The 22,944-nt window shown below is 55.3% G+C and carries 15 protein-coding genes and 2 tRNA genes; 4 read left to right on the forward strand and 13 right to left on the reverse strand.

Going from position 1 to position 22,944, the window contains the following annotated elements:
• Window positions 1–42 precede the first annotated feature (42 nt).
• From K0I63_RS16735 to K0I63_RS16750, 4 genes are all read right to left on the reverse strand, one after another.
• Complete coding sequence (locus K0I63_RS16735) at window positions 43–4,581, reverse strand: Calx-beta domain-containing protein (protein ID WP_220081776.1); 4,539 nt, start codon at window positions 4,579–4,581, stop codon at window positions 43–45.
• A gap of 182 nt (window positions 4,582–4,763) precedes the next feature.
• Complete coding sequence (locus K0I63_RS16740) at window positions 4,764–5,420, reverse strand: hypothetical protein (protein ID WP_220081777.1); 657 nt, start codon at window positions 5,418–5,420, stop codon at window positions 4,764–4,766.
• 69 nt (window positions 5,421–5,489) lie between these two features.
• Window positions 5,490–10,097: a Calx-beta domain-containing protein gene (locus K0I63_RS16745; protein WP_220081778.1), complete on the reverse strand. Its 4,608-nt coding sequence runs from the start codon at window positions 10,095–10,097 to the stop codon at window positions 5,490–5,492.
• Window positions 10,098–10,495: 398 nt separating this feature from the next.
• Window positions 10,496–11,119 carry a response regulator transcription factor gene (locus K0I63_RS16750; protein WP_144204319.1) on the reverse strand — a complete coding sequence of 208 codons (624 nt, stop codon included), beginning with the start codon at window positions 11,117–11,119 and terminating at the stop codon, window positions 10,496–10,498.
• A gap of 257 nt (window positions 11,120–11,376) precedes the next feature.
• Between K0I63_RS16750 and K0I63_RS16755 the strand changes: the two genes are divergently transcribed.
• Window positions 11,377–13,218, forward strand: coding sequence for a TonB-dependent receptor plug domain-containing protein (locus K0I63_RS16755; protein ID WP_220081779.1), 1,842 nt, complete (start codon window positions 11,377–11,379; stop codon window positions 13,216–13,218).
• A 396-nt stretch (window positions 13,219–13,614) separates the two neighbouring features.
• On the opposite strand, the gene K0I63_RS16760 is transcribed toward K0I63_RS16755, so the two are convergent.
• Window positions 13,615–13,701: transfer RNA gene (locus K0I63_RS16760), tRNA-Leu, on the reverse strand.
• Window positions 13,702–13,752: 51 nt separating this feature from the next.
• Window positions 13,753–13,837 (reverse strand) — tRNA-Leu (locus K0I63_RS16765).
• A 312-nt stretch (window positions 13,838–14,149) separates the two neighbouring features.
• Between K0I63_RS16765 and K0I63_RS16770 the strand changes: the two genes are divergently transcribed.
• Window positions 14,150–14,278 carry a DUF3149 domain-containing protein gene (locus tag K0I63_RS16770; RefSeq protein WP_011867043.1) on the forward strand — a complete coding sequence of 43 codons (129 nt, stop codon included), beginning with the start codon at window positions 14,150–14,152 and terminating at the stop codon, window positions 14,276–14,278.
• Window positions 14,279–14,409: 131 nt separating this feature from the next.
• Here the strand turns inward: K0I63_RS16770 and K0I63_RS16775 are convergent, their stop codons facing one another.
• Window positions 14,410–15,021 carry a superinfection exclusion B family protein gene (locus K0I63_RS16775; protein ID WP_011867044.1) on the reverse strand — a complete coding sequence of 204 codons (612 nt, stop codon included), beginning with the start codon at window positions 15,019–15,021 and terminating at the stop codon, window positions 14,410–14,412.
• A gap of 229 nt (window positions 15,022–15,250) precedes the next feature.
• Here K0I63_RS16775 and K0I63_RS16780 point away from each other — a divergent pair, with 229 nt between their 5' ends.
• Entirely contained in the window at window positions 15,251–16,891 is a 1,641-nt protein-coding gene (locus K0I63_RS16780) for a sensor histidine kinase (RefSeq protein ID WP_011867045.1), read from the forward strand.
• Window positions 16,892–16,898: 7 nt separating this feature from the next.
• On the opposite strand, the gene pepT is transcribed toward K0I63_RS16780, so the two are convergent.
• Window positions 16,899–18,128: a peptidase T gene (gene pepT, locus K0I63_RS16785; protein ID WP_220081780.1), complete on the reverse strand. Its 1,230-nt coding sequence runs from the start codon at window positions 18,126–18,128 to the stop codon at window positions 16,899–16,901.
• 112 nt (window positions 18,129–18,240) lie between these two features.
• Window positions 18,241–19,053: a tRNA cyclic N6-threonylcarbamoyladenosine(37) synthase TcdA gene (tcdA, locus tag K0I63_RS16790; RefSeq protein ID WP_220081781.1), complete on the reverse strand. Its 813-nt coding sequence runs from the start codon at window positions 19,051–19,053 to the stop codon at window positions 18,241–18,243.
• Between the two features lie 367 nt (window positions 19,054–19,420).
• Here tcdA and K0I63_RS16795 point away from each other — a divergent pair, with 367 nt between their 5' ends.
• Entirely contained in the window at window positions 19,421–20,476 is a 1,056-nt protein-coding gene (locus K0I63_RS16795) for a porin (RefSeq protein ID WP_220081782.1), read from the forward strand.
• Window positions 20,477–20,589: 113 nt separating this feature from the next.
• Here K0I63_RS16795 and K0I63_RS16800 read toward each other — a convergent pair whose 3' ends face one another.
• The 4 genes from K0I63_RS16800 to K0I63_RS16815 all read right to left on the reverse strand — a co-directional run bounded on the left by K0I63_RS16800 (window position 20,590) and on the right by K0I63_RS16815 (window position 22,898).
• Window positions 20,590–20,853 carry a DUF5676 family membrane protein gene (locus tag K0I63_RS16800; RefSeq protein WP_011867049.1) on the reverse strand — a complete coding sequence of 88 codons (264 nt, stop codon included), beginning with the start codon at window positions 20,851–20,853 and terminating at the stop codon, window positions 20,590–20,592.
• Window positions 20,854–21,015: 162 nt separating this feature from the next.
• Complete coding sequence (locus K0I63_RS16805; protein WP_258406899.1) at window positions 21,016–21,576, reverse strand: c-type cytochrome; 561 nt, start codon at window positions 21,574–21,576, stop codon at window positions 21,016–21,018.
• 51 nt (window positions 21,577–21,627) lie between these two features.
• Window positions 21,628–22,080: a hypothetical protein gene (locus tag K0I63_RS16810; protein WP_220081783.1), complete on the reverse strand. Its 453-nt coding sequence runs from the start codon at window positions 22,078–22,080 to the stop codon at window positions 21,628–21,630.
• A gap of 32 nt (window positions 22,081–22,112) precedes the next feature.
• Entirely contained in the window at window positions 22,113–22,898 is a 786-nt protein-coding gene (locus K0I63_RS16815; RefSeq protein WP_434086777.1) for a copper resistance protein B, read from the reverse strand.
• Window positions 22,899–22,944: the final 46 nt, after the last annotated feature.

Consider the following 22,944-nt stretch of genomic DNA (forward strand, 5'->3'; position numbering starts at 1 on the left):
TCTCTACAGGTAAAAAAGGTGCCCGAAGGCACCTTTTATCGTTTAACGATTCACTCTTCTGCGCCATCCGAAGGCAAGCAAGGCACCCAGCAGTAGCTGTAGACCCGCGCCCCCTTTCGACGAGCTGGTGTTATCGACAATGTTGACGTTGGCAATGCTGTTGTCAGAGACGGCAACTTGCTCATCATCGCTCGACAGGAGCAGGCTGAAGGACTCGGTCGCCTCCTCCTTGTCATCCGCGCTGATGGCAACCACTATCTCTTTCGCCGCAGCGTCTTGGTCAGCCCAGGTCAGCGTGCCTTCTGCCAGGGTGAAGTCTTCACCGGCAGTGGCTGTACCATCGACGGCGCGGTAGTTAACGCTCACCTCACCATCGACACCACCGATACGCTCAACCATCAGGGTCACGCTGCCATCGGCCTCGTTCACCTCATAGCTTGTGGCCTTAAAGCCCACGGCACCCGGCACCTTGGCTTCTACCGTCAGTGACAGCGGAATCGCCTGAGTACCATATGGAGTATCGCTTTGCAGCAGCAGCTGTACCTGATGCACACCAGGCTGCAGGTCGCTGGTATCGACATCGAAGGTCACCTCTTGCTCTCCGTCTACACTCAGCTGACCGCTGGTGTGAGACACGTCAAGCCAGGTCACATCCTTATGGTCACACACGCCGGTCTCGCCAGAGGAGACGGTGAACATCTTGCTGCCTTCAATATCGACCAGACGCAGGTTGCCGTCACAGTCGATATCCAGACCCGTCTGACCATAGTTGCTCATACCAGGGACATCGAGCGCGCCGATCATGCGGAAGTCGTCATGGCTATCCACAGTGTAGATATCCAGCGCCTGATCCACCTTCTCAGAACCGGGATCTGCAGGACCATTGGTACTGATAAACAGGTGACCCGTAGCCGAGTTGTAGGCCAGACCCGCAGGTGCAATGCCGACGTCCTTGGTCAGATGCACTTCGCCATCTTCGTTGAAGTAACTAATGCTCATCTTGTTAGAGACACCAGCGATGAAGTCACCCGACACAGGATCATAGGCCAGACCCGAGATGCCACCCACGCCAGGACAGATTCGCTTACCTGTCACCATCAGCTTATTAGGATCGATCTCATGGATACAGTTGTCGGCAAACAGCGCCGCCTGCCACAACATGCCGGTGCGGCTGTTGAAGGCCAGATCGGTCACCAGAGCGTTTTCTGGTAGCATGGTGCTGAAGTCGATCACTTCACCTATTAGCTTACCCTCGGCGCTGTAGCGATACAGCTTGTTGTCGCCACCAAACAACTTAACGTTGTTCACCCAGAGGTCACCGGTGTTACGGTCGATAGTCGCGCTGTAAGGTACCGCCAGTCCAAGGCTGGACTTCTCGATAGACTCGCCAAAGCCAAGCTCTGCTTCCAGCACAGGGTTCTCCAGCTCGCCCTCGACGGTCGCGGCCAGTTCACCCAGTCGGTAGTTCACTCCTCGGCTACCCACGTTCTTCACCGTCAGGCTCAGCTCGCTCTGCTTACCGCTACGCACGGTTGCCGCAAGCTCTGGCTTGTCCACTTCCAACATACCCGCCTTGAGGCTCAGGTGCTGTACGGCAATCTTGTTGTCGGTAACGGTCAGCTGGCTGTTGCTCACGCCATAGCCACTCTGGGTTGCCGAGATCACCTGATTACCAGCGCTTTCAAACAGGCGATATTGCCCTTCGGTGTTGGTCGCTACCTGAGTATCGCCTAGCCATACCTTGGCCTGTGCGATCGCCTCTTGGGTGTTGGCATCTGTGATGTTACCCACAGCCAGACCACCCTGCTCCATGGAGCAGCCCAGACCAAACTCGACGTCGTCGATCTGCGCCCACCAATCCCAGGCGAATTCGTTGGCATTATGGTAGCGCCAACGCAGACGGAAGTTGCTACCGCCCACCAAGGCTTCGCCGATATCGACGTTAACCACAGTGCCTTGTTCGCTGGCATTGGCCGAGTGCAGGGTCTGCCACTCGCCGCCATCGACGCTGATGTCCATGTCCAGGGCCGAGTCGCCGGATGGGCGGAAGCCCTCCTTGAAACGCACTGTGGTAAAGCCGCCCAGCTCGGCGACCGACATGATAGGCGTTAACAGTGAAGAGTCATATGCCTTACGGCCGCCCTTATCACTGTCGATCGAGGCCGCAAGCCCCTGACCCGTAGTGTTGTTAGGACGTTCCCACTGCTCGTTGGTCTTCCAGACAATGCCTGTACCCGCGGCATCGACCACTGTCCAGCCCTGAGGCGGGAAGTCTGGCGATTCGAAGTTCACCAGCGATGCGGTATTGGTATCTATCTTACGATAACCCAGGGCACTACAGACCTGCTTGTCTACCGCCAGGTTAAAGGCGAGACCACTCACGCCATCGCTGCCTGGCACCAAATCCATGGTCTCTGGCTGATAGCCAGGTGCACGGGCGGTGATCGCCACTGGCCAGCCTTCATAACCCACGACGCTGAAGCTGCCATCGATCGCATCGGTAGCAATAGGCGTAGTCGGGATCAGCTCACCGTTTTGGCTGATCGCACCGGGTACGCCCCAGCCGTGGCCAGAACCATCGCTGATCTTGCCCGAAATCGTCACCTGAGGCATCTCGGTCAGGACCACGTTGCGCTCAAGATCGGCATCCTTGGCCACAGAGACACTGCCTTGACTCGCCTTGGTATGACCGTAGGCACGGGCCGACACCTGATAATCGCCCACAGGCAGTTGCAGCTGATACTTACCTTCCTCATCGGCCACAGTGCTGTAAGGGCCGGCAACCACTTCGGCGTTCGCCAGTGGCAGGCCGGTGACGCTGTCGGTCACCACACCGTGAAGCATACCGGTAGGATCGGCCACACAGTTAGGGAAGCTGAACTTACCGATACGGGTAGCCCACATAGACTCGAAGTCATGGTCGGCGCCATATTCCTGGGTATACCAGAAGCTACAATCGTCCGTCGGATCGATTGTCATCATGCTGCGCTTACCATAGTGACCATCGAAGGAGTTCACCTGGGCCGCCTCGGCGTCCACCAGCACCTGCTCAGCCAATGAGATCTGACCCAGTGGATCGCCATTCAGGCGACCGGTATAGCGTACAGAAGGCAGCATCTCTTCACCCGAGATGGCAAAACCCATGCCTATGTTGCCCGAGGCATCCATCGCCATACTCGCCAGCCAGCGGTGGTTAACATCAGGGGCATAGCTGCCCTGCTGGAAGATCTCGGCACCTGCACCCAAGTTGCGGATCTCATACCAACGTACGCCGAAGTGTTGCTCGCCCACGTCAACCGTATGGTTAACCACCAGGCTCTGGTGATCGCCAAACTGTCTGAAGGCGGCGCGGTACATCAGCTTATCCTGGTAGGCTTTCAGGGCGTTGTAAGAATCGCCGCCCCAGGAATCCTGCTCGATACAGGTATTGCCACAGGCCTCATTGATATCAAATGGCTCGGTCGCCAGCGCGGCAACCTGGCTGAACTGACTGTTCTGCGGGTTGTTCCAGTCGGCCTTGAAGGCCCATACCTGGATCTCATCCTGGGCGCTGCCATGGACCTTGTCGTCCTGCAGCCTGAGGAAGTAGTTAGGGGTACCGGCGGCAGGGGCGCGCTTACCGTCGAGATCCACCGGCAGCAGGTTAGCTGTCAGCGGCGCATCGAAATAGATAGAACGTGCTGGTACGCCGTAGAGCATCTTGTCACGCTCAAACACCACGGCGGCGGTGCCGGCTTTGCTATTGTCGCTCTTGTTGTGTTGATTGGCCGACAGATAGTAACCGTCGCTCCATACGCCGAGCTGGGCACCGTTGTGCCACTTGTCGCCGTTTAATTCAAATTCATACAGATGCCAGTCGCCGGTAGGATCGCTGGTCTTAGAGACGGCGAAACACTGACGACTCTCTTTACCCGAGACATAGGCGTTTTGGGTCACGACCCAGCGGTCGGCAAGCTGATCGTAAAGCACGATAGGCTCACGCTCAGTGGTCGGGCTCTCCCAAGGTTTAGCGGGAGCCGGGTTGGCATTAGGGTCGCCACAGACACCGCCCAGACGCTTCCAAAACTCTGTCATCGGAGTGCGGTCAACCAGCAGGTTACCCTCTTTGTCCCACACGGCAAACGCCATGTTAACCACCTGAACATAGTGGTCGCGGCCGACATCGCCCGCCGCATCAGGCATTGGTGCCTCATCGAAACCGCTACGGGTCAGGCCATCGAAGTTCAGCTCTGGGGCCGGCATGGCACCCGTGCCTGGCTCGGCTTGCACTGCGGTGTCGCTGTACTGTTCCAGTGCCACGGCCGAAGCCATCTGCTCCTGGTATTGGGCTTCCATCAGCGCCTGGTTCGACGCCGAGATGCTAGGTTTGGCCAGCTTGGTCTGAGCTGTCGGTTGGAATTTTAGTTTATTACTCACCAGCATCTTGTTGGCGAGTTTCACCAAAGGTGTCGACGACGCTTGGTTCAATGACTCCCCGACGACCGGAGAGCTGGCTGCACAAGAAAAGGCGCTGACCGTCGCCAATAATCCCGCTAGCCCCACAGAGCTGCAGCCTTGCCATGTTGACTTTTTGATACCCATCAAAAGTCTCCTTATTATAGGTTTACCTTGGCTCACGTCGTCATTGGGCGCCCTAAGACACACTCTTATCTAAAGTCGCCGCTAAAGTTGACGTGATTTGCCGTTATTCGATGCTTGTGTGTATACCAGTGATACAAACTACCCGTTATTGCGCGCGGCCAACTGACAAAGATCAGTTGGGCTCAAAGATTGTGCGCTAACTGCGCCTTAAGCTGCTTGGCCTTGGCCAGTAACGCCTGCTGCTGAGCCTGATAGGCAGGCACGGCATCAACCAGCGTGCGGCCCACGGTGAAGGCGGCGGCATACTTGGGCTGCTTGATACGCTCTTTCTTGTCCAGATACTTGTCGCTGCCATGCTTGAACTGCTCGAGACGCGGTGACAGCGCAGCCATGGCGTCCAGAGACTTATTGGTCGCCTGAATCACCTGGGCCAGCTTGGCCGGGTCTTGCTCGACTTCGATGGCCACGTCCAGCTTGGCGTTGACCTCGCTCGCCTGCGCCAGATAGGCGTTTAGTTGCTCGGCGTAGGGATAGCTGCCCTGACTGAAATCCACCTCATTTAGCGGCGATAGGGTGTTAAGCGCCGGCAGGTAGTTGTCGCGCTGATCCTTGGCGAAATGGGCCGAGATGGCCATGAAATCCAGCATCAGCTGTGATTGATCTTGATTGAGTTGATGATAGGGATCATTCGCCACCTCGCGGGCATGGGCCAGATCGCGCCAGCCTACCGTTTGGGTTTCGGCTTGGGCTTGGGCTTGGACTTGAGATTTAGTTTCGGCCTGGGCGCCGCTCGCCAGCAGGGCGACAGAGATGGTAAAAACAGAGAGGAAACGTGACATATCGAATTCTCCAATGTGGATGCTAAAGGTAAAAAGCCAGCGCGAGGCTTCGCGCTGGCTCAATCACACTTATGAACGATGCGCTTGGCGACGGCTAAACAGTGAACCGACACCCAGTAGCAGAAGCAGGACTGGGCCTAAGCTACCGCCGCTGGACTTCTTGTCTTCCAGCTCAACCGTGGCAATAGTTGCCGAGTTCAGGGTCGCACCACCCGTAGGCTGTGACAGGGCGACACTGAAGGACTCCATAGACTCCTCGACATCATCGCTTAGCAGCTTGATGCTGATGGTCTTGTCGGCCATATCCATGTCGTCCCACTTGATGACGCCCCAGGCGGCTTCGAAATCTTCACCCGCCTTGGCCGTTGCATCCAGAGTGCGGTACTCCAGGGTCAGGGCGTTGTCGCTGCCACCTTGACGTGAAACCGTCAGGGTCACGGTGCCATCGGCCTCGTTAGCCTCATAGTGAGTCACGGCAAAGCCAAGTACACCAGGGACACGTTCATTCACGGTCAGTTTCACCGGAATAGACTGCATCTTGTATGGGCTGTTGCTGTTGAGCAGCACCTGAACCTCATACTCGCCCGGCGCCATGTTGGCGGCGTCCACATCCAGGGTCACCTGCTGGTTACCCGCGACGCTCAGGTCACCGACGTTAGGCTGTAGCGACAACCAGTTCACATCCTGGAAGTCACACACGCCAGTCTCGCCAGAGTCAACCTCGAACAGCTGCTGCGCTTCGATATCCAGTGCCCACAGGTGGCCCTGACAGTCAATCGTCAGACCCGAGCCACCACCGTCGGCACGGCCGTCGATAGCGTAACCGCCGATCACCTGGTAATCGTTAGCCACATCCAGGATGTAGATATCGATATCCATAGGCTTGAAGCTGTTGGTTGCCACAAACAGGTGCTGTGATGTTGGATTGAAGGCTAAGCCTGCGATAGGCAGACCCACATCGGTCGACTCAAGCAGAGTGCCGTCGCTGCTAAAGCGATGGATCAGGCCGTCGATGAATGAACCCGAGAAGAACTGGTCGTTCACAGCGTCATAGGCCAGGCCGCGCTGCGAGGTAGTCACATCAGGACAGAGACGCTTGCCAGTGGCCTGCTTCTCAACCGGATCCAGCTCGTAGATACAACGCTCACCGCCCACCATGATCTGCCACAACTTGCCGGTGCGGCTGTTGTAGGTCATACCGGCGTGGGCACCACGGGTAGTCATCAGCGGATGCAGATCGATCTTGTCTTCTGTCTTGGTACCATCTTGCTTGAAGCGATAGACCTTATCGTCACCACCAAACACACCCAGGTTGTTGATCCAGAGATCGCCCGTCGACTGGTCGAAGACCACGCCGTTCGAGGCTACCAGATCTACTGCCCAGCTCTGTACCACCTGGCTCTCTTCGAGATCCGCTTGTGGCAGAATGTAAGGCACGCGGATCTTACGTGTCGTCAGATCCCACAGGTTCTTAGGTCCAAACTTACGACCACCGATAGCCAGCTTAGGCCCTTCGACAGGCGCGGCCAGCGGCGCGTTGATCTCGCCTAGCTTGAAGGTCAGATCGTTGCTGCCCGAGTTTTGGATCTCAAAGGTTTCGCTCAGGTTGCGACCACTGGTCACCGCCAGCTCGATGGTTTCAGTTTCAGAGCTGAGACGACCCGCCTTGACGCTGAAGTCCTTGGCAGTCACGTCATCGGCGGTCACGCTGACATTTTCATTGACGTCGGCGTAGCCTGCCTGATGCAGGTTAATCTGCTGCTCACCCTCGGCCGAGAAGATCACATACTGACCCTGATGATCGCTCACCGCCTTGTTACCCAGACCGTCGACGATCTCGACGTTAGCCACAGGCAGCTGAGTGTTGAAGTCGGTAATGGTACCGGCCACCAGGCCACCCTCTACCGAGCTACAACCGCGGGCGATAGAGATATCGTCCACCTGAGCCCAGTTATCCCACTGCTTGGTATCGCCATAGATGTGGTGATAGTGCCAACGCAGACGGAACTCGGTCGCACCGGCCACTTCAGCGGCCAGGTCGTAGTCCACCAGACGCTCACGAGTCGTATCTGGGTAGCTCAGTAGCGTCTTCCAAGCGCCACCGTCGACACTGATGTCGAGATCAACCATAGAGCCGCCGAAGATGCCGCCGACGAAGTCCAGCTTGAACTGCAACGCGGTGCTATCTTCCAGGGCACTGACCTGAATGCTTGGCGAGACAAGGCTGGTGTCATACTTACCCCAGCCGTAACGGTCGTTATCTACTGCCGCCGACTTGCCGCTACCACCGGTAAAGTTAGGGCGATCCCAAGCGGTATTAGTACGCCACTCGATATCATCACCAGTTGCATCATTAACCACTGTCCAGCCCGCAGGTGGAAAGGTTTCGCCGTCGAAGTCTTCGACAATACCGTAGGCCTTGTAACCCGGGGCGCTACAGACGCTGTTATTTACATCCAGCGCTAAGGTGACGCCGTTGGCGATCTGAGTATCGCTCGCCACGAAGTCCAGCGACTTCTCGTTGTAGCCGTTCAGAGCCGTAGATGCGGTGATCTTATAACCCCAGCCCTGATACACCTCGACGCTGAACTCGCCGGTTGCCGGGTCGTTCATCAGCTCAAGGTTTGGTGCCAATTCGCCAGCAAGGGCCAACTTGGCCGCCAATGGCCAGCCGTGACCACTGTTATCCACTACCTTACCGGTTAGGGTAACCAGAGGTAGCGGCGACAGTGAATCGCTCAGCGTCTGCTCGCTATCTTCGGCGATCGCGAGATCCGCGTGCTTGGCTTCTTGGTAGCCGTAGGCGCGAACGCTCACGTCATAGCTGCCCACAGGCATGGTCACTTCATAGTGGCCGTTCTCATCGGTAAAGGCGGTTACTGCGCCGGCTTTCACCATGGCGTTGGCCAGTGGCTTGCCTTCGACGCCGGTCACTGTGCCGACCAGGGTACCCTGAGGACCCGTAGTACAGTTAGGGAACTTGAAGGAGCCGATGCGAGTCATCCAGTCGATGTCGCCGGCGTTCAAGTCGCCATAGTATTCCTGGGTATACCAGAAGGTACAATCGTCCACAGGATCCACGCTCATGGTGCTGTAGTCACCCCAGCGACCGTTGGCGCCGCGCTGTGAACTACCACCGGCTACCAGCTCGTTTTCACCTTGTGGCATGGTATTTAGGGGATCCGATGCCAGACGGCCGGTATAACGTACCGACGGATAGGTGTTAGGGCCAGAGACTGTGTAACCCAGGGCGATGTTGCCCACGGCGTCCATGGCGACACTGCCCATCCAGCGGGTATCGCCATCAGGCGCGTAGCTGCTCTGCTGGTGAACCGTCGGCGTGGTGCTTGGGTTGCGGATCTCGTACCAACGTGGGCTCCAGCGATTGGTATCGGCGTCGCCGGTAAACACTGTGTGGTTGAGCACCATGGCCTCGTGATCGCCAAAGTTACGATAGGCGAGACGGAACATGAGACGATAAGGAATACGGTCCAGATAGTCTTCGCTGCTCACGTCAGGCTGAGGAATACAGCCGCCCTTACAGCCGCTGAACTCCATGCCGGTCACCGGCAACATGGCGATCTGCTCGAAGGTAGATTGCTCAGGATTTTGCCAATCTGTCTTGAAGGCCCAGATATGCAGCTCATCGGTGGCAGGCCCCTGGCTGTCATCGATAGGTTGCACGAAGTAGTTTGGTGCGCCTTCCGGTGGCGGCGTCAGACCGTCGAGGTCGGCCGGTAGCATACCGCCCAGCTCTGGTGCAGGATCGTCGAAGTAGACCATGCGGGCTGGTTCGCCGCGCAGCATCTTCTCACGCTCGAACACCACGGCGCCGGCGCCGCCCCACTGATCTTCACGACCATCGAGGTAGAATTGGTTCACCGACATATAGTAACCGTCTGGCCACACACCGAAGTGCGGGTAGTCGTTCATCTTGATGTCGCTGATCTTAAAGTCATACAGGTGCCATTCACCGGTAGGATCCGGCGTCTTAGACACGGCGACACACTCGTGGTAGTCCGACTGGTTGATGGCGAACTGGCTCATCATCCAGCGATCCGCCAGGGGATCGTAGAGCACGATAGGGTCACCGTCGTTGTTCTGGGCACAGATACCCCCCAGGCTCTTCCAAATCGCATTGGTCGGCGTTGGTGGGATCAGCTGATTGCCCTGCTTGTCCCAGATGGCGAAAGAGACGTTAACCATCTGCACATAGTGATTCGGGCCGACATCGCCTGTGGTATCGGGCGGGGCAACACGGTTGATATTGTCGATACCGTCGAAGCTCATCAGCGGCGATGGCATGTTGTCGCCGAGGAAGTCACGCTGCACGGGATCGGCTGCGTCCAGGGCCAAGACGCCCATCGTCTTATTGGATTTGCTCAGGCCAGAGGCGCTCTTACCCATGCCACCAACGAAGGGAAGTTCGAAGTTTTGGATGATTTCGCTGGTCTTACGGGTGGTTTCACCGGACGCCGAATCCATCTTACCGCGCACAAGACGTGCCTTGGTATCTTTGCTCAAGTTGAGCGCAATATCGCGCAGCGCAGGGATAGTGACGTTATTAACAGACTTACTAACCACAGGTGCTGACGCAGCAGCCTGGGCGTGATTCACCGCCATCAGGCTGACAAAGCCGAGACACAGGCTGTTGTATAATGTTGACTTTTTGAACATAGTCAAAAGCCTCCTAGTTATTTTATTACTACCAAAATTGCACCTTAAGTCCGTGTTACCCACTTAGCATCGATGCGAATTTTTGTCGTTTGAGTGTGGTTGGTTCGTATACACAAGCTGTTTCACACTACAGGCAGAAATAAATAACCAACTGACAAAGATCAGTTTGGCGAAAAAAAGCGCCGGCTCACTCTGCTTCGCACGCAGGAACAGCGCCGCCAGAGCCGATTGGCTCGAACTAGCGGCTGACCGAGCAGGCAAAAAAATTGAGCTAGAAGATCGAGATAGAAGATTGAGATAGAAGACTGAAATGGAGAATTCGATGTAACGAAAACTGTCTTAGCTTAAAAGCCAAGACAGTATGCGAATGAACGGGTGGTGAAGCGGACGCCCTAGGGTCAGGCGTCTGCAGACTTGATCAACGTGATGTCATGTACCAGTTCGGCCAGGGAGTCGCAGGCCATCTTCTCCATCACCCGGGCGCGGTGGATCTCCACCGTGCGCTGACTCAGCTCCAGCTCAATGGCGATAAGCTTATTGGATTTACCCATGACGATATTGTCGAGGATCTCCCGCTCACGCCCGGTGAGGGTGGCAAGGCGCTCTTTGATCTGACTCAGCTGCTGATGCACCAGACGCAGCTGCGCCTCCTGCTCCAGCGCCAGATTGATGCGATCCAGCAGCTCCTGGTCGCGAAACGGCTTGGGGATGAAGTCGAAGGCGCCTTGGCGCATCGCCTTGACCGCCATGGGCACGTCGCCGTGGCCGCTGATGAAGATGATAGGTAGTGCGACCTGACGCTCGTTTAACTTCTGCTGCAGCTCCATGCCACTCATCTTGGGCATGCGCACATCCAGCACCAGACAGCCGCTCATCTGCGGCGAATAGTCATCGAGAAACTCCTGCGCCGAGCAGTACAGCTTGCAGGGCAGGCCGACGGACTCCATCAGGAAGGCCATCGCCTCGCGGATCGCCTCGTCGTTATCGACAATGTATACGGTTTGCTCTATTTGTTGCGCCATCGGCTCATAGGGTCTCGTTTTGTTATCTATCTAGGGTATTGCATCGAACTGGGTGAATTCAATCTAATTTTCCCGCTCATCCGTCGCCCCTCTCCTCAGGCTCTTTTACTTGCCTAGGAAAAATAGTTTTGGCCAACTGATCTTTGTCAGTTTGCCGGGCCAGCGCCTTGCTAAGGTATGCCCCTAAGCACACTGGAGTAAGCCGCATGTCTTTATCTTTGAACAGAATCACTTCATCGATACTCACATCGCTCCTCGTGTTGACCTCTTCATCGGGGTTGGCCGCGCAGTCGATTGAACGTATCACCATCAATGGCAACAGGAATGCCACTCAGAGTCCTGTTGCCACGACGGCGAACGTCAATACCCTTAATCCGGACGACAGCGATTCGACCCCGACTAACCTAGCACGTTTGTTGCATTCCGTTCCCGGAATTAGTTTTGTCGGCCAGGGAGGGCTTTTTCAAACCGTCGGACTCAGGGGCATGTCCCGTTGGCGAGTGCCAACCTTTATCGGTGACATTCCGCTCTACACAGAACGCCGGGCCGGAACGACAGCTTCATTTATACCGCCGCAACTTCTCGAGTCGGTCAATGTGATCAAGGGGCCCTCCTCCACCTACTATGGCTCTGGCGCCCTGGGTGGTCTGGTGCAGCTCAACCCCAAGCACGCCCACAATGTGGCGGCCAGCCTGACCCTGACCGATGCCAAGTATGATCAGCAGACCCTGGAAGCCGGTAACGAGCAGTGGTCGGTGGCGTTGTCGAGACAACACGCCGGCAACAGCGAAGATGTGCAGGGCAACACCCTTTATGATCATTTCGATCAGCAATCTGCGCTGATCGATCACCACTGGGCATTCGACAATGGCCTGGAGAGCGACACCTTCTACCTCTACAGCAATGGCGACGACATAGGTAAGTCCAGCAAGGACTATCCCAACAAGAAGATCGTCTCCTACCCAGAAGAGCAGCACCACCTGCTGCAATGGCGCCTAACGCGGCCTCACGACTGGAGCCTGAGCCTGTTCGCCCACGACCAGAGCCTGGAGACTGAGACCATACGCCCGGCAAAACGGGTCAACACCGTCAGTAACGAGTCGCTGGATCTTGGTGGTCACTGGGTCAAGGAGTGGCAAGGCGGCGACTTCAATGGCCGCTGGGGCGCCGACTATATCGCCCGTCGTGGCGTCAAGGCTTCGGAGTTCGAGCGCTCGCTGAAAAATGACAGCACCAGCCTGCAGCAGAATATCGATGCCAGCCAGGATGAATACGCCCTGTTTGCCGACGCCAGCACTCAGCTGGATAGCTGGCAACTGGTGGCGGGCATTCGCGCCGCGCGTTACCAACAGTCCGGCGAGGGGGCAGAGGATCACTCAGATACCGCCGTCACCGGATTTATCGGCGCCGTCTATACCCGCGGCGAGCAGCAGGAGTGGAAGATTAACCTGGGCAACGCCTATCGCTTCCCTTCGCTGACCGAACACTACTACAGCGGCAGCACGGGGCGCGGCACCATAGTGGCCAACAGCGACCTGGTGCCAGAAAAATCCACCACGGCCGAGCTGACCCTGACCGATGTCTATGGCGACTTCGCCTGGCAGCTGGCGGCCTACTACTCCCGCGTCAGCGACTATATCGAGCGCGTCAGCATCGCCGAGGAGACGCTGAGCTATCGCAACGTCGACAGCGGCAGCATCAAGGGGCTGGAATATCGCATCGACTGGCGCCCTAGCGAGCAGTTTACCCTGGGCAGTACGGGCCAGTGGATAGACGCCGTCAGCGACGAGGGCGATCGCCTGGCCGATGCCGGTCGCAACGAGCTTGGCGTCAACATGGAATACAGATGGTCTGACTTTAGTTTCAGCACAGGCTATCGCTACCTGGCGCCGGTGAAAGAGCCCGCCTCGGGCGAGCTGACCCGCGATGCCGCCAACCTGGTCGAGGCCGCTATGCGCTATCAGATCACCCCGAACCTGTCGGCCAAGGTGTGGAGCGAAAACCTCACCAACGAGAGCTACTTCTATAGCAGCGACGAGTTGGCCACCCTGGCTCGGGGCAGGCAGTTTGGCATTACCCTGAGCTATCAATTTCAGTAAGCAGAGTTAACCCCTGAGGTCGGCGTCAAGAGACGGGCACCCACCTCTTTTAACCTTAGCTATACTCCCAAAGCATGGATGCTTCTTTTTTTAGTCCTGGTTACTTCCTCCTCAGGACCCATCAGTTCCCCTAAGTACTAGAACATTGTCTAACCAGACAAGCGCTCCCCTATTCCTTACGGTAAAGGCTGATTCACGCAAGGCGCAAAATAGTAAGATGGAGTGCCTAGGGTGCGAGCATAGATTGTGGCGAGTGCAGAGGCTACAAGCGGGGTAAAAAAAAACTACAGAGAAATGGCGGCTGCCGAGATTTCAAACAGACACAAATTTCAGGCATAAAAAAACCTGCTATTAAGCAGGTTATTATCTCTTCTAGAGAGGAGTGCATCAACAAGTTGGTACAGATGGCGAGACTTGAACTCGCACGGCCGTTAAGCCACTAGCACCTGAAGCTAGCGTGTCTACCAATTCCACCACATCTGCATCTTGTCTGTCTGATCTTACCGCTATTCTCTCGAGGAGAGCAACTGATAATGGTACCGAAGGACGGACTTGAACCGTCACTCCCGAAGGAAACGGATTTTGAATCCGTCGTGTCTACCAATTCCACCACTCCGGCTCATCAATCAGACCTTACTCTCTGTCTCGAGTAAGTGAACGGAATTATACCTTTGCTTTTACTAATGGCAAGCCTTTTGCGACACCTTTATTACCGACTGCCGATTTTTCATCCTAAGCGGTTAAAACTCGTCACAATCGCCCTGTTCGCAGGGGATAAATTTGCCACCAGGCTCACAAAATTCAGCAAAACGATGATAGGGCGCTATCAAATTGACAGCATTCATTGATCGAGATCAGCATTTCTCATATCCATTCGCGCTAATTTAGCTTCAGACAACGATATAAACAGCTGCGAAAGAGGATTTCTCACATGGCATTTTGGTTAGATTTAATGTTCGGTAACCCCATTGGCCTGCTATCTATGATAGTGATCTTCACCACCATTGGCATAATGTCATACATCATGTGGTTGTTTATCTCGAAGTCGAAACCAGAATAGATAGGACTTAGAAGTCCAGAAAATCATATTTCTAATGCAAATGGGGGCTGATGCCCCCACTTTTTTATCTAGCGCTCAGTGTTTTCACACCCGACTTCCTACACAGTTCCTACCAAATCCCCAAAATGAGATTAGGCGGCGTGCTTGCGGCTCGGCACCACACTGTGAATAAAGTGGGGTCTGGCCTTGATCAGCAGCTGTAACTGCTCTTGATTAGGCTCGCCCTGTGGCAGCCGCAACACCTGGCGATTGAGATGGGATCTCGCTTCCATGGCGATCTTAAAGTCTGCCGTCGGCCCGTGGATGGCGTACTGTTGCTTGTTGCCCAGATACTGCAAGATGTTGGCTTGCAGCAGGCTCTGCACCGCGGCCTCATTTTCTGGCAGTGTCAGTACCGTCTCCCCTTGCAGGAAGAACTCTCTCAGCAGGGCGCGCTCAGTGGGATCCAGCAGCCTCACCTTCTTCTCGATTGTCTCCTTGGTGCGCTTGCCCTTGAGGTGCTTGATCGCCTCGTCGAGAAAATAGTTGGTCACCTGGGTCAGCAGATAGGCGGCGCCGACAATCAGCCCTAGGCCGATGAAGTGGGCATACTGGTTGACTAGCAGCTCTAACCTCAGGGTCTGCATCAAGGAGGTGGGCGCAAAGAGTAAGGCGGCGCTGATCAAGGTCAGCCACAACATCAAATTAAAGATCACTTGCTTGGGACTCGTCTGTTTAAACAGCATCAGATTTACTTTTTCCATCTTGATACCTAGTGTCAAAAAACCTGCAGTAAGTGGAATAACTGCAAGTAAAATGCCAACACGCAGCGCCACATAAAGACTTTACAAACATCATCTTGGCGACATTTTTATCCCTTTGCCCGAGCAGAAGATAATAATCAGGCTATGCTTAAAGCTATGTGATCTGGACACTGCACCTAGCGTCAATTGTCGGCCGTTCTTATGGTGCTTAGGATAAGCGAACCCATAAATGGCAAACCACACAGCGCAGCTACTCAAGAGTCCCATCGGCAGAAAGCTCACCCTGTCGATCATCCTCTTTAGTTCCTTGATCACCCTGCTCACCACAGGCTTTCAGCTGATCAACGACTATCGTAGCGACGTCAACCGCATCACCCGCCAATTCGACAGCATAGAGAAGGTCAATCTTGATGTGCTGGCGGCCAGCATCTGGGTGATCGACGAGCGACTGATCAACACCCAGATCGACGGCCTGATCCAGCTGCCGGACATCACCTATATAGAGATAGACGACGACAGCGGCCAACACTGGCAGGCGGGCACGGCCACGCCGGAGAACACCATAGAGCGCAGCTTTAAGCTGGTCTACAGCTCGGGCAACGAGAATATCGACGTGGGTACCCTGCTGGTGCAGGCAGACCTTAGGGTGGTGTATGAGAAACTGCTGGATCGCGCCATCGTCATACTGCTCTCCAACGCCATCAAGACCTTTATCGTCGCCGGCTTCATCCTCTTCCTGGTCTGGTATCTGGTGACTCGCCACCTGCATAAGCTCAGCGACTATAGCCAAAACATCAACTTGGAAGGCGAATTCGAGCCCCTGGTGTTCGTCAAGGACAGCCATAAGAATGACGAGTTTTGGCTGGTTGCCGAGGCGATAAACAAGATGCAGCAACAACTCAGGCGCTCCTTCGACGACATCAAGGCCTCCAAGCTGGAGCTACAGGAAGCCCTGGCGGATCGCGAGCGCCTGCTGGAACTGGAACGTAGCTACAAGGATGAGCTGGCCCGCCAGGTGAAGGAACGCACCCAGGAGCTGGAACAGTCCCTCTTGGTGCTCAAGCGAGCCCAGCAGGTGCTGGTCGAACAGGAGAAGATGGCGGCCCTCGGCGGCCTGGTCTCTGGCGTGGCCCACGAGATCAACACCCCCATAGGCATCTGTCTCACCGCCGCCAGCACCCAGCTGATCCATATCGAGGAGCTGATCAAGCTGATCCACAGCGAGAACGCGACCCTGGAGGAGATCAACGCCATCCTGGAAGAGTACCAGCAGAGCTGTGAGCTGATCATCAGCAACATCACCCGTGCCAGCAGCCTGATCCAGAAGTTCAAGACCATAGCGGCCGAGCAGAGCCTGGAGGATAAGCGCAGCATCAATCTCAAACAGGGACTCGAAGAGCACCACGAGTCGATGCGCTTCATCTACGGCGACAAGCTGGCCGAGGTGGAATATAGGGTCGATCCCGACCTCAACATACTCACCAACCTGAGCCTGTTTAAGCAGATAGTCACTAACCTCTTCTCCAACGCCTATGCCCACGGCTTCAAGGGCCGCAGCCAAGGAAAGATCAGGATAGATGCCGAGGTGGATGCGGGAATGCTCAAGATCTGTATTCAGGACGATGGACCGGGGATCGACAGCGAGGCCACCGGCCATATTTTCGAGCCCTTCTATACCACCACGCGCTCAGAGGGCGGCACCGGCCTAGGCCTGTCCGCCGCGTTCAACGCCGTCACCCTGCTCCAGGGCAATATTCGCTATCGCGACGACGGCGAGCTGGGCGGGGCCTGTTTCGAGGTGAGCTTCCCGGTGGAGGTACTGGACAATCAGGCCGTCGAGCTCAACCTCTCCAACCCATCAGGCTTTTAAGCACTCATCAGGCTTTCAGCTGCTTGGCCGTCAGATGGCAGATCGCCATGATCACCTCGGTCGCCTTCACCATAGCTTCCAGGCAGATAAATTCATGCTTGCCATGGAAGTTATGGCCACCGGTAAACAGGTTAGGGCAAGGCAGCCCCATATAGGAGAGACGACTGCCATCGGTGCCGCCGCGGATAGGTTTGATCTTGGGAGTGATGCCAAGGTCAGTCATCGCCTGCTTGGCGATCTCGACGATATGGGGATGGGGGATCAGCTGATCGCGCATGTTGTAGTAGCTGTCAGTGATGCTGACGCTTAATGAGCCCTGCTGCAGCTGGGCGTCGCAGGCCTCGACCCGTTCGGTGAGCCAACGCTTGCGCTGCTCAAACTGATCCAGGTCGAAGTCGCGGATCAGATAGGTGAGCTGCGCCTCTTCGGTCACCCCCTTCATCTCAATCAGATGGAAGAAGCCGGCGTAGTCCAGGCTGTTCTCCGGGGTATCGCCCAGCGGCATCTTGGCATGAAAACGCGCCGCCATGGTCTGGGCGTTGACCATGACGCCATAGGCAGAACCCGGATGGCAGTTGTTGCCCTTGGCGGTTACCACGGCCGTGGCGCCGTTGAAGTTTTCGAACTCCAGCCCACCTAGCTCGCCGCCATCTACCGTGTAGGCCCACTCAGCCTTGAAGGCGTCGAAATCAAACTTATCGGCGCCGCGCCCTATCTCCTCATCCGGCGTGAAACAGAGATAGATATCGCCATGGCGACTGTCGGGATCTTGCAGAAGGCTCGATAGCGCTGTGATGATCTCGGCGATCCCCGCCTTGTCGTCGGCGCCCAGCAGGCTGCTGCCATCTGTGGTGATCAGCGTCTGCCCCAGGTAGTGATCTAACTCGGGAAACTCCTCGGGAGAGAGTCTATGCTGCGCGCCGAGAGGGATATCGCCGCCATCATAGTTCTCGATCAGTTGAGGACGAACATTGGCGCCGCTAAAGTCGGGCGCCGTGTCCAGATGGGCGATAAAGCCGATGGGCGGAACCCCTTCAACTGTCGCGGGCACCAGAGCCGTCAGATAGCCAGTCGCGGAAAGCGCCACCTGACTGAAGCCTAACTTGATCAGCTCCTCTCTGAGTTGATCCGCCAGCGCCATCTGTCCCTGGGTACTGGGACAGCAGCTTTGACGCCCGTCAGACTGAGTATCAAATTGCACATAGCGTAAGAATCGATTTAACAGGGCCTGTTTCATAATCAATCACCAGCAAAAAATGTCGACTGAGTCTAACAAGTGACCAAAGGGTGACTTTAGACTTAAATCAAGTTTTTGGTGATTTACGCCTCAGGCCAGCAGGCGATATCGGCTATGCCTTGGTGGCAAGCTTGGTCAGCACCCGGCTCACGGCAGTAAAGCCGAAGCTGCCTGTCACCACTGTGACGGCGCCAAAGCCAGAGGCACAGTCCATGCGCATGCTGCCTTCGGCCGTCGCCTTGACGTTGCAGACGCTGCCATCGGCCTGGGGATAGACCAGCTGCTCGGTGGAGAACACCGCCTCGATACTGAAACGGCGCTGCACATTCTTAGAGAAGTTGTATTCGCGGCGCAGCAGGTTACGCACCTTGGCCAGCAGAGGATCCTGATAGGTCTTGGCCAGATCCGCCACCTGGATTTGGGTAGGATCTGTCTGACCGCCGGCGCCGCCTACCGTCACTATCGGCAGCTTCTGGCGCTTACAGTGGGCGATCAGCGCCGCCTTAGGTTTGACCGCATCGATACAGTCGACCACATAGTCCAGGCTACCGCCCTGCTTGCGACCGGTAAAATAGTCATTCAGGTTATCTGTGGTGATGAAATCTTCCACCTGATTGACCCGGCACTCTGGGTTGATCTGCATGATACGCTCGGCCATCACGGCCACCTTAGACTCGCCTATCGTCTCCTTGAGGGCGTGCAGCTGGCGGTTGGTGTTGGTGACACAGATATCGTCGAGATCGATCAGGGTGATCTCGCCTATGCCACTACGGGCCAACGCCTCGGCTACCCAGGTACCTACTCCGCCAATGCCGACCACAGCCACATGGGACTGTGCAAATCGGGTCAGTGCCTTAGCGCCATATAGGCGGCCAATGCCGGCAAAGCGATTGAGATAGGCGTCAGAGAGTTCAGGTTGGCTCAAGGTGGGCTCCGGTAAGATAACTAAAAACCCGCCGATTTTACCGCAATCCCAGGCAAAATCCCAAAAAGAAAAACGGTGACAAGTGTTAAGCCTATGGGGCGATTGCAGCAGCCTGGCAAGCAGAGGGTGACACAGGGTAAATAGCAATTTAACCCACTGTTTTTAAATGTAAAATAACATGATAAAACTCACGCAAAACCAATGATTTGCGACACGGATCACATCTCAACATTGCACTTCTGGGCACACTGACGCCGCGACACAGCATAAGCGGCCAAGAAAGCTCCCTCTGGGCCCATGACTCTCGTTAGCTAAAAAAATCAAAGGCCCTCTTTGAGATGGCCATAATCGCTACAGGAAGATGACAATGAAAAAATCTGTTCTATCGGCAAGCATTTTCGCCACCCTCGCAGCCACCTCATTCACCGCGCTCGCCGACGGTCCTCAGTTCTATGGCCGTGCCGATCTTGCCTTCACTCACTCGGATAATGGCATCGCCACTCAAAACCAGAAAGATGGCACCATCATAGAGAACAACTTCTCTTGGTTAGGGGTGAAGGGCAGCGAAAAAGTCGCCGACGGCCTGGAAGTGATCTATCAGATGGAGTTTGGTGTCAGCAACTATGACAACTCAGGCAACACCTTTGCCGCACGTAACACCTACCTGGGGCTTAGAAGCGTCATTGGTACCGCCCTTGTGGGTCGTAACGACACCGTATTTAAGGCATCCGAAGGCGGCTTCGACCTCTTCGGTAATACCAACTCAGATATCGATCTGCTGGCCGCCGGTCAATCGCGTACCGCAGACGGTATCACCTACTACTCGCCTAAGATCGCCGATCTCATCACATTTAATGCCACCTACCTGATGGAAGACAACTATGTGACCTATGACGGCAACGAGCGCGTGGCGCCAGATAACATGTATGCCCTCAGCGCTACCTTAGGTGATAAGGCGCTCAAGGCCCAAAACTACTATGTTGCCGCGGCCTACAACGACAACATCGACGACGTGAAAGCCTACCGCGGCGTGGCACAGGTTAAGCTGGGTCAGGTGATTCTGGGCGCCCTGTATCAGAACAGTGATCACGTGGACAGCAAGTACGCCAACCTAGAAGGCGATACCTACTTTATCAATGCCGCCTATGTGATGGGTAACCTGAAGCTTAAGGCGATGTACGGTAAGGACGATTCGGGTCTGGGCAAGTATGTGAAGCGTTATGTGGGTGGTAGCGGCGCGGGCATGGAAACCGTGTCAGACGTAGATCTACAACAGTTCAGCATAGGTGCCGACTACCGTATCAGTAAGAGCACACTGTTTTATGGTCACTACACTAAATATGATGGCGACCTGAAACTGGCTGGCATGAAGCAAGATCTGGGTGATGACATAGTCACAATAGGTATGCGCTTCGACTTCTAAGTCTATCAGCATAAGAAAAGGCGGCCCCAAGGCCGCCTTTTACGTTACATGACATTAGCTCTGTGTAAGAACTGCTTACTGTCGAATCAGCTATCGAATCAGCTGCCCACTCGTCAGTCACTGGTGGAAAATCGATTGTAAAAGATCGCGATTAACCATCCGACTAGACCGGCAACCAGTGCCCAGACTATGCCCCCAAGCACAAATCCACTGAAGTTCATCTGCCACCCCATGGTTTGCCAGTTGGTATGTAGCATGTGCCCCGTCATGTCAGACATCATCATGGGCATAGCCACCACCAAGAGGGAACAGACTATCCAGATTAAGGCGAAGGCAAGTGCACAGGCAAAGGCAAATGCCGTTTCATTTAATTTCATTTTACCCTCCTATTTCCTCTTCAGTGGTCGAGGCTTAGATGGCGCTCGGCCTCTCCCTAACTGATGCTGGCTTAAGCCTGCTTATGACGACGTCGTGAGGTAAAAACAACGTCCTTGCGCCATACAACATCGGCGTTAAAACTTAACCTTGTTTAGGCACTGTCAGTGATGACCGCCGCTGTCTTGCTCCCCTCTTGCCGTCAGGATCTGATATTGCTCCGAAGACAGCTCGGGCAATCGCTCCAGGAAGGCCACCATGTTCCAGATCCGCTCATCATCATGGGTCGGCCCCCAGGCAGGCATTCCAGAGGCCTTGATGCCATGTTTGATGATCCAAAAGTGCTCTTTACGTCTTTGGGCAATATCCTCTTCACCCGCCTTTAGGCGACTCAGGTTGGGCGGCGAGGGATAAAGCCCCTGAGTGAAATCACTCTGAGTCCGCCCCGGCCTGAGATGACACCCAGAACACATCTCATTGTAATCGGGACCACCCGCTAACAGTCGTGAAGGTGTTCCTAAGTCGGCAGGGACTTGGATCGCTTTCGCCGCGCGCGCCACCGAGTTTTCTCTCAGGGTCTCCAATGCCCAAAAGGTTAACTTGTTGTGCGGCGTATCTGCACCAATGGGATAGAGCCCCGAGTACAGGTACCCTGCCAACACCACCACGCCCAACAGCCCGACTATCAACAGACTCTTGGCAGAAATCATTACTCTCGATGCCATTATTACTCCTCTATAAATTCGGCTCGCCTCAACGGCAAACCTGATAGCCAATTATCCCTGTGAATGGCCATTACCATGCTGGTCCATCATGTGGTGTTCATCTTTATCTTGAGGCTGCTCCTTCATGCACTTTTCTCTCAACGCCTGCATCACAGGATCATTCATATCCATCTGGCCTTGGTTCATATGCATCTGACTCTGATTCTTATGCATCTGATCTTGATTCATGTGCATCTGGCTCTGGTCCTTATGCATCTGATCTTGATTCATCTGCATCTGGCTCTGGCCCTTATGCATCTGTTCTTGGTTCATCTGCATCTGACTCTGGCTCTTATGCATCTGATCTTGATTCATATGCATCTGACTCTGGTCCATTTGCATTATGGCCGCACAGTCAGGTTGCTCGCCGTTTGTCATATGCTCCTTGGGATCATGGGCCTGAGCCGACAATGACAATAAGAGCGCCGATACGGCGACTAAGGAAGTGTGTATGTTAGTTTTCATGGGTGACTCCTTCTGTCGTTTGACGAATAGGGTTAAAACCAAAATCGAATACCCGCCAGTACACGGGTGTCTCCAGCAGATTCTCCGGCCGCTTCAAGATAATCGGCGGTTGCGCCGAATGTTTCTCTGCGCTCGATACCCACATAAGGTGCGAATTGACGAGAAAACTCATAACGTAATCTGAGGCCAAGACTGGCATCGGATAGACCACTGCCTAAGCTGTTTTGCGGATCATCCTTGCCATATAGGGTCAGCTCGACGCGGGGTTGTAAAATCAGCCGCTGAGTCAGCAGCCACTCATACTCGGCCTGCAGACTCAAGGCACTGCGCCCCTGCTCTCCCAGATAAGCGGTCAGATCCAAGTCGAACCAGTAGGGAGCGAGCCCCTGCACGCCAACGGCCAGCCATTGACGGTTCTGACCTTCTGCGTAGTAGTCAAAGCGTGTCCCCAGCTGAAAGTCGAAGTAGCTGCTGATGGCATGTCCCCAGAGCAACTCTGCTTGAGTTTCCTCGAGTCCATCTTGGCTATAATCTCCCTCTAGCTTCAGCCATAAACGGTCGTAGGTTCCGCCGTACCAAGCCGATAGATCGAAGGCGATATTGTCATCGTTATCGTATTCAAGACGTTCGCCCATGACCGCCCAAAAGGCAGCTTCGTCCGCCATCCGAATCCGTTGTGATTCGGGCAGGGCATAGGGACCATTACTCAGGCTGTATCCCCCTGAATAGGCATGGGGATCGCGGCTATCAGCTGGTGCATCGCCACCCTGCATCTCTGCCATGGCAGGCATTGAAGCGGTTTTCATCCTTGCTGACATCTTATCGCCATCCATGTTGGACATAGCACCGTTTGACACAGCTCTG

Origin of the sequence: Shewanella rhizosphaerae (assembly GCF_019457655.1) — a bacterium.
Classification (GTDB): Bacteria; Pseudomonadota; Gammaproteobacteria; order Enterobacterales; family Shewanellaceae; genus Shewanella; species Shewanella loihica.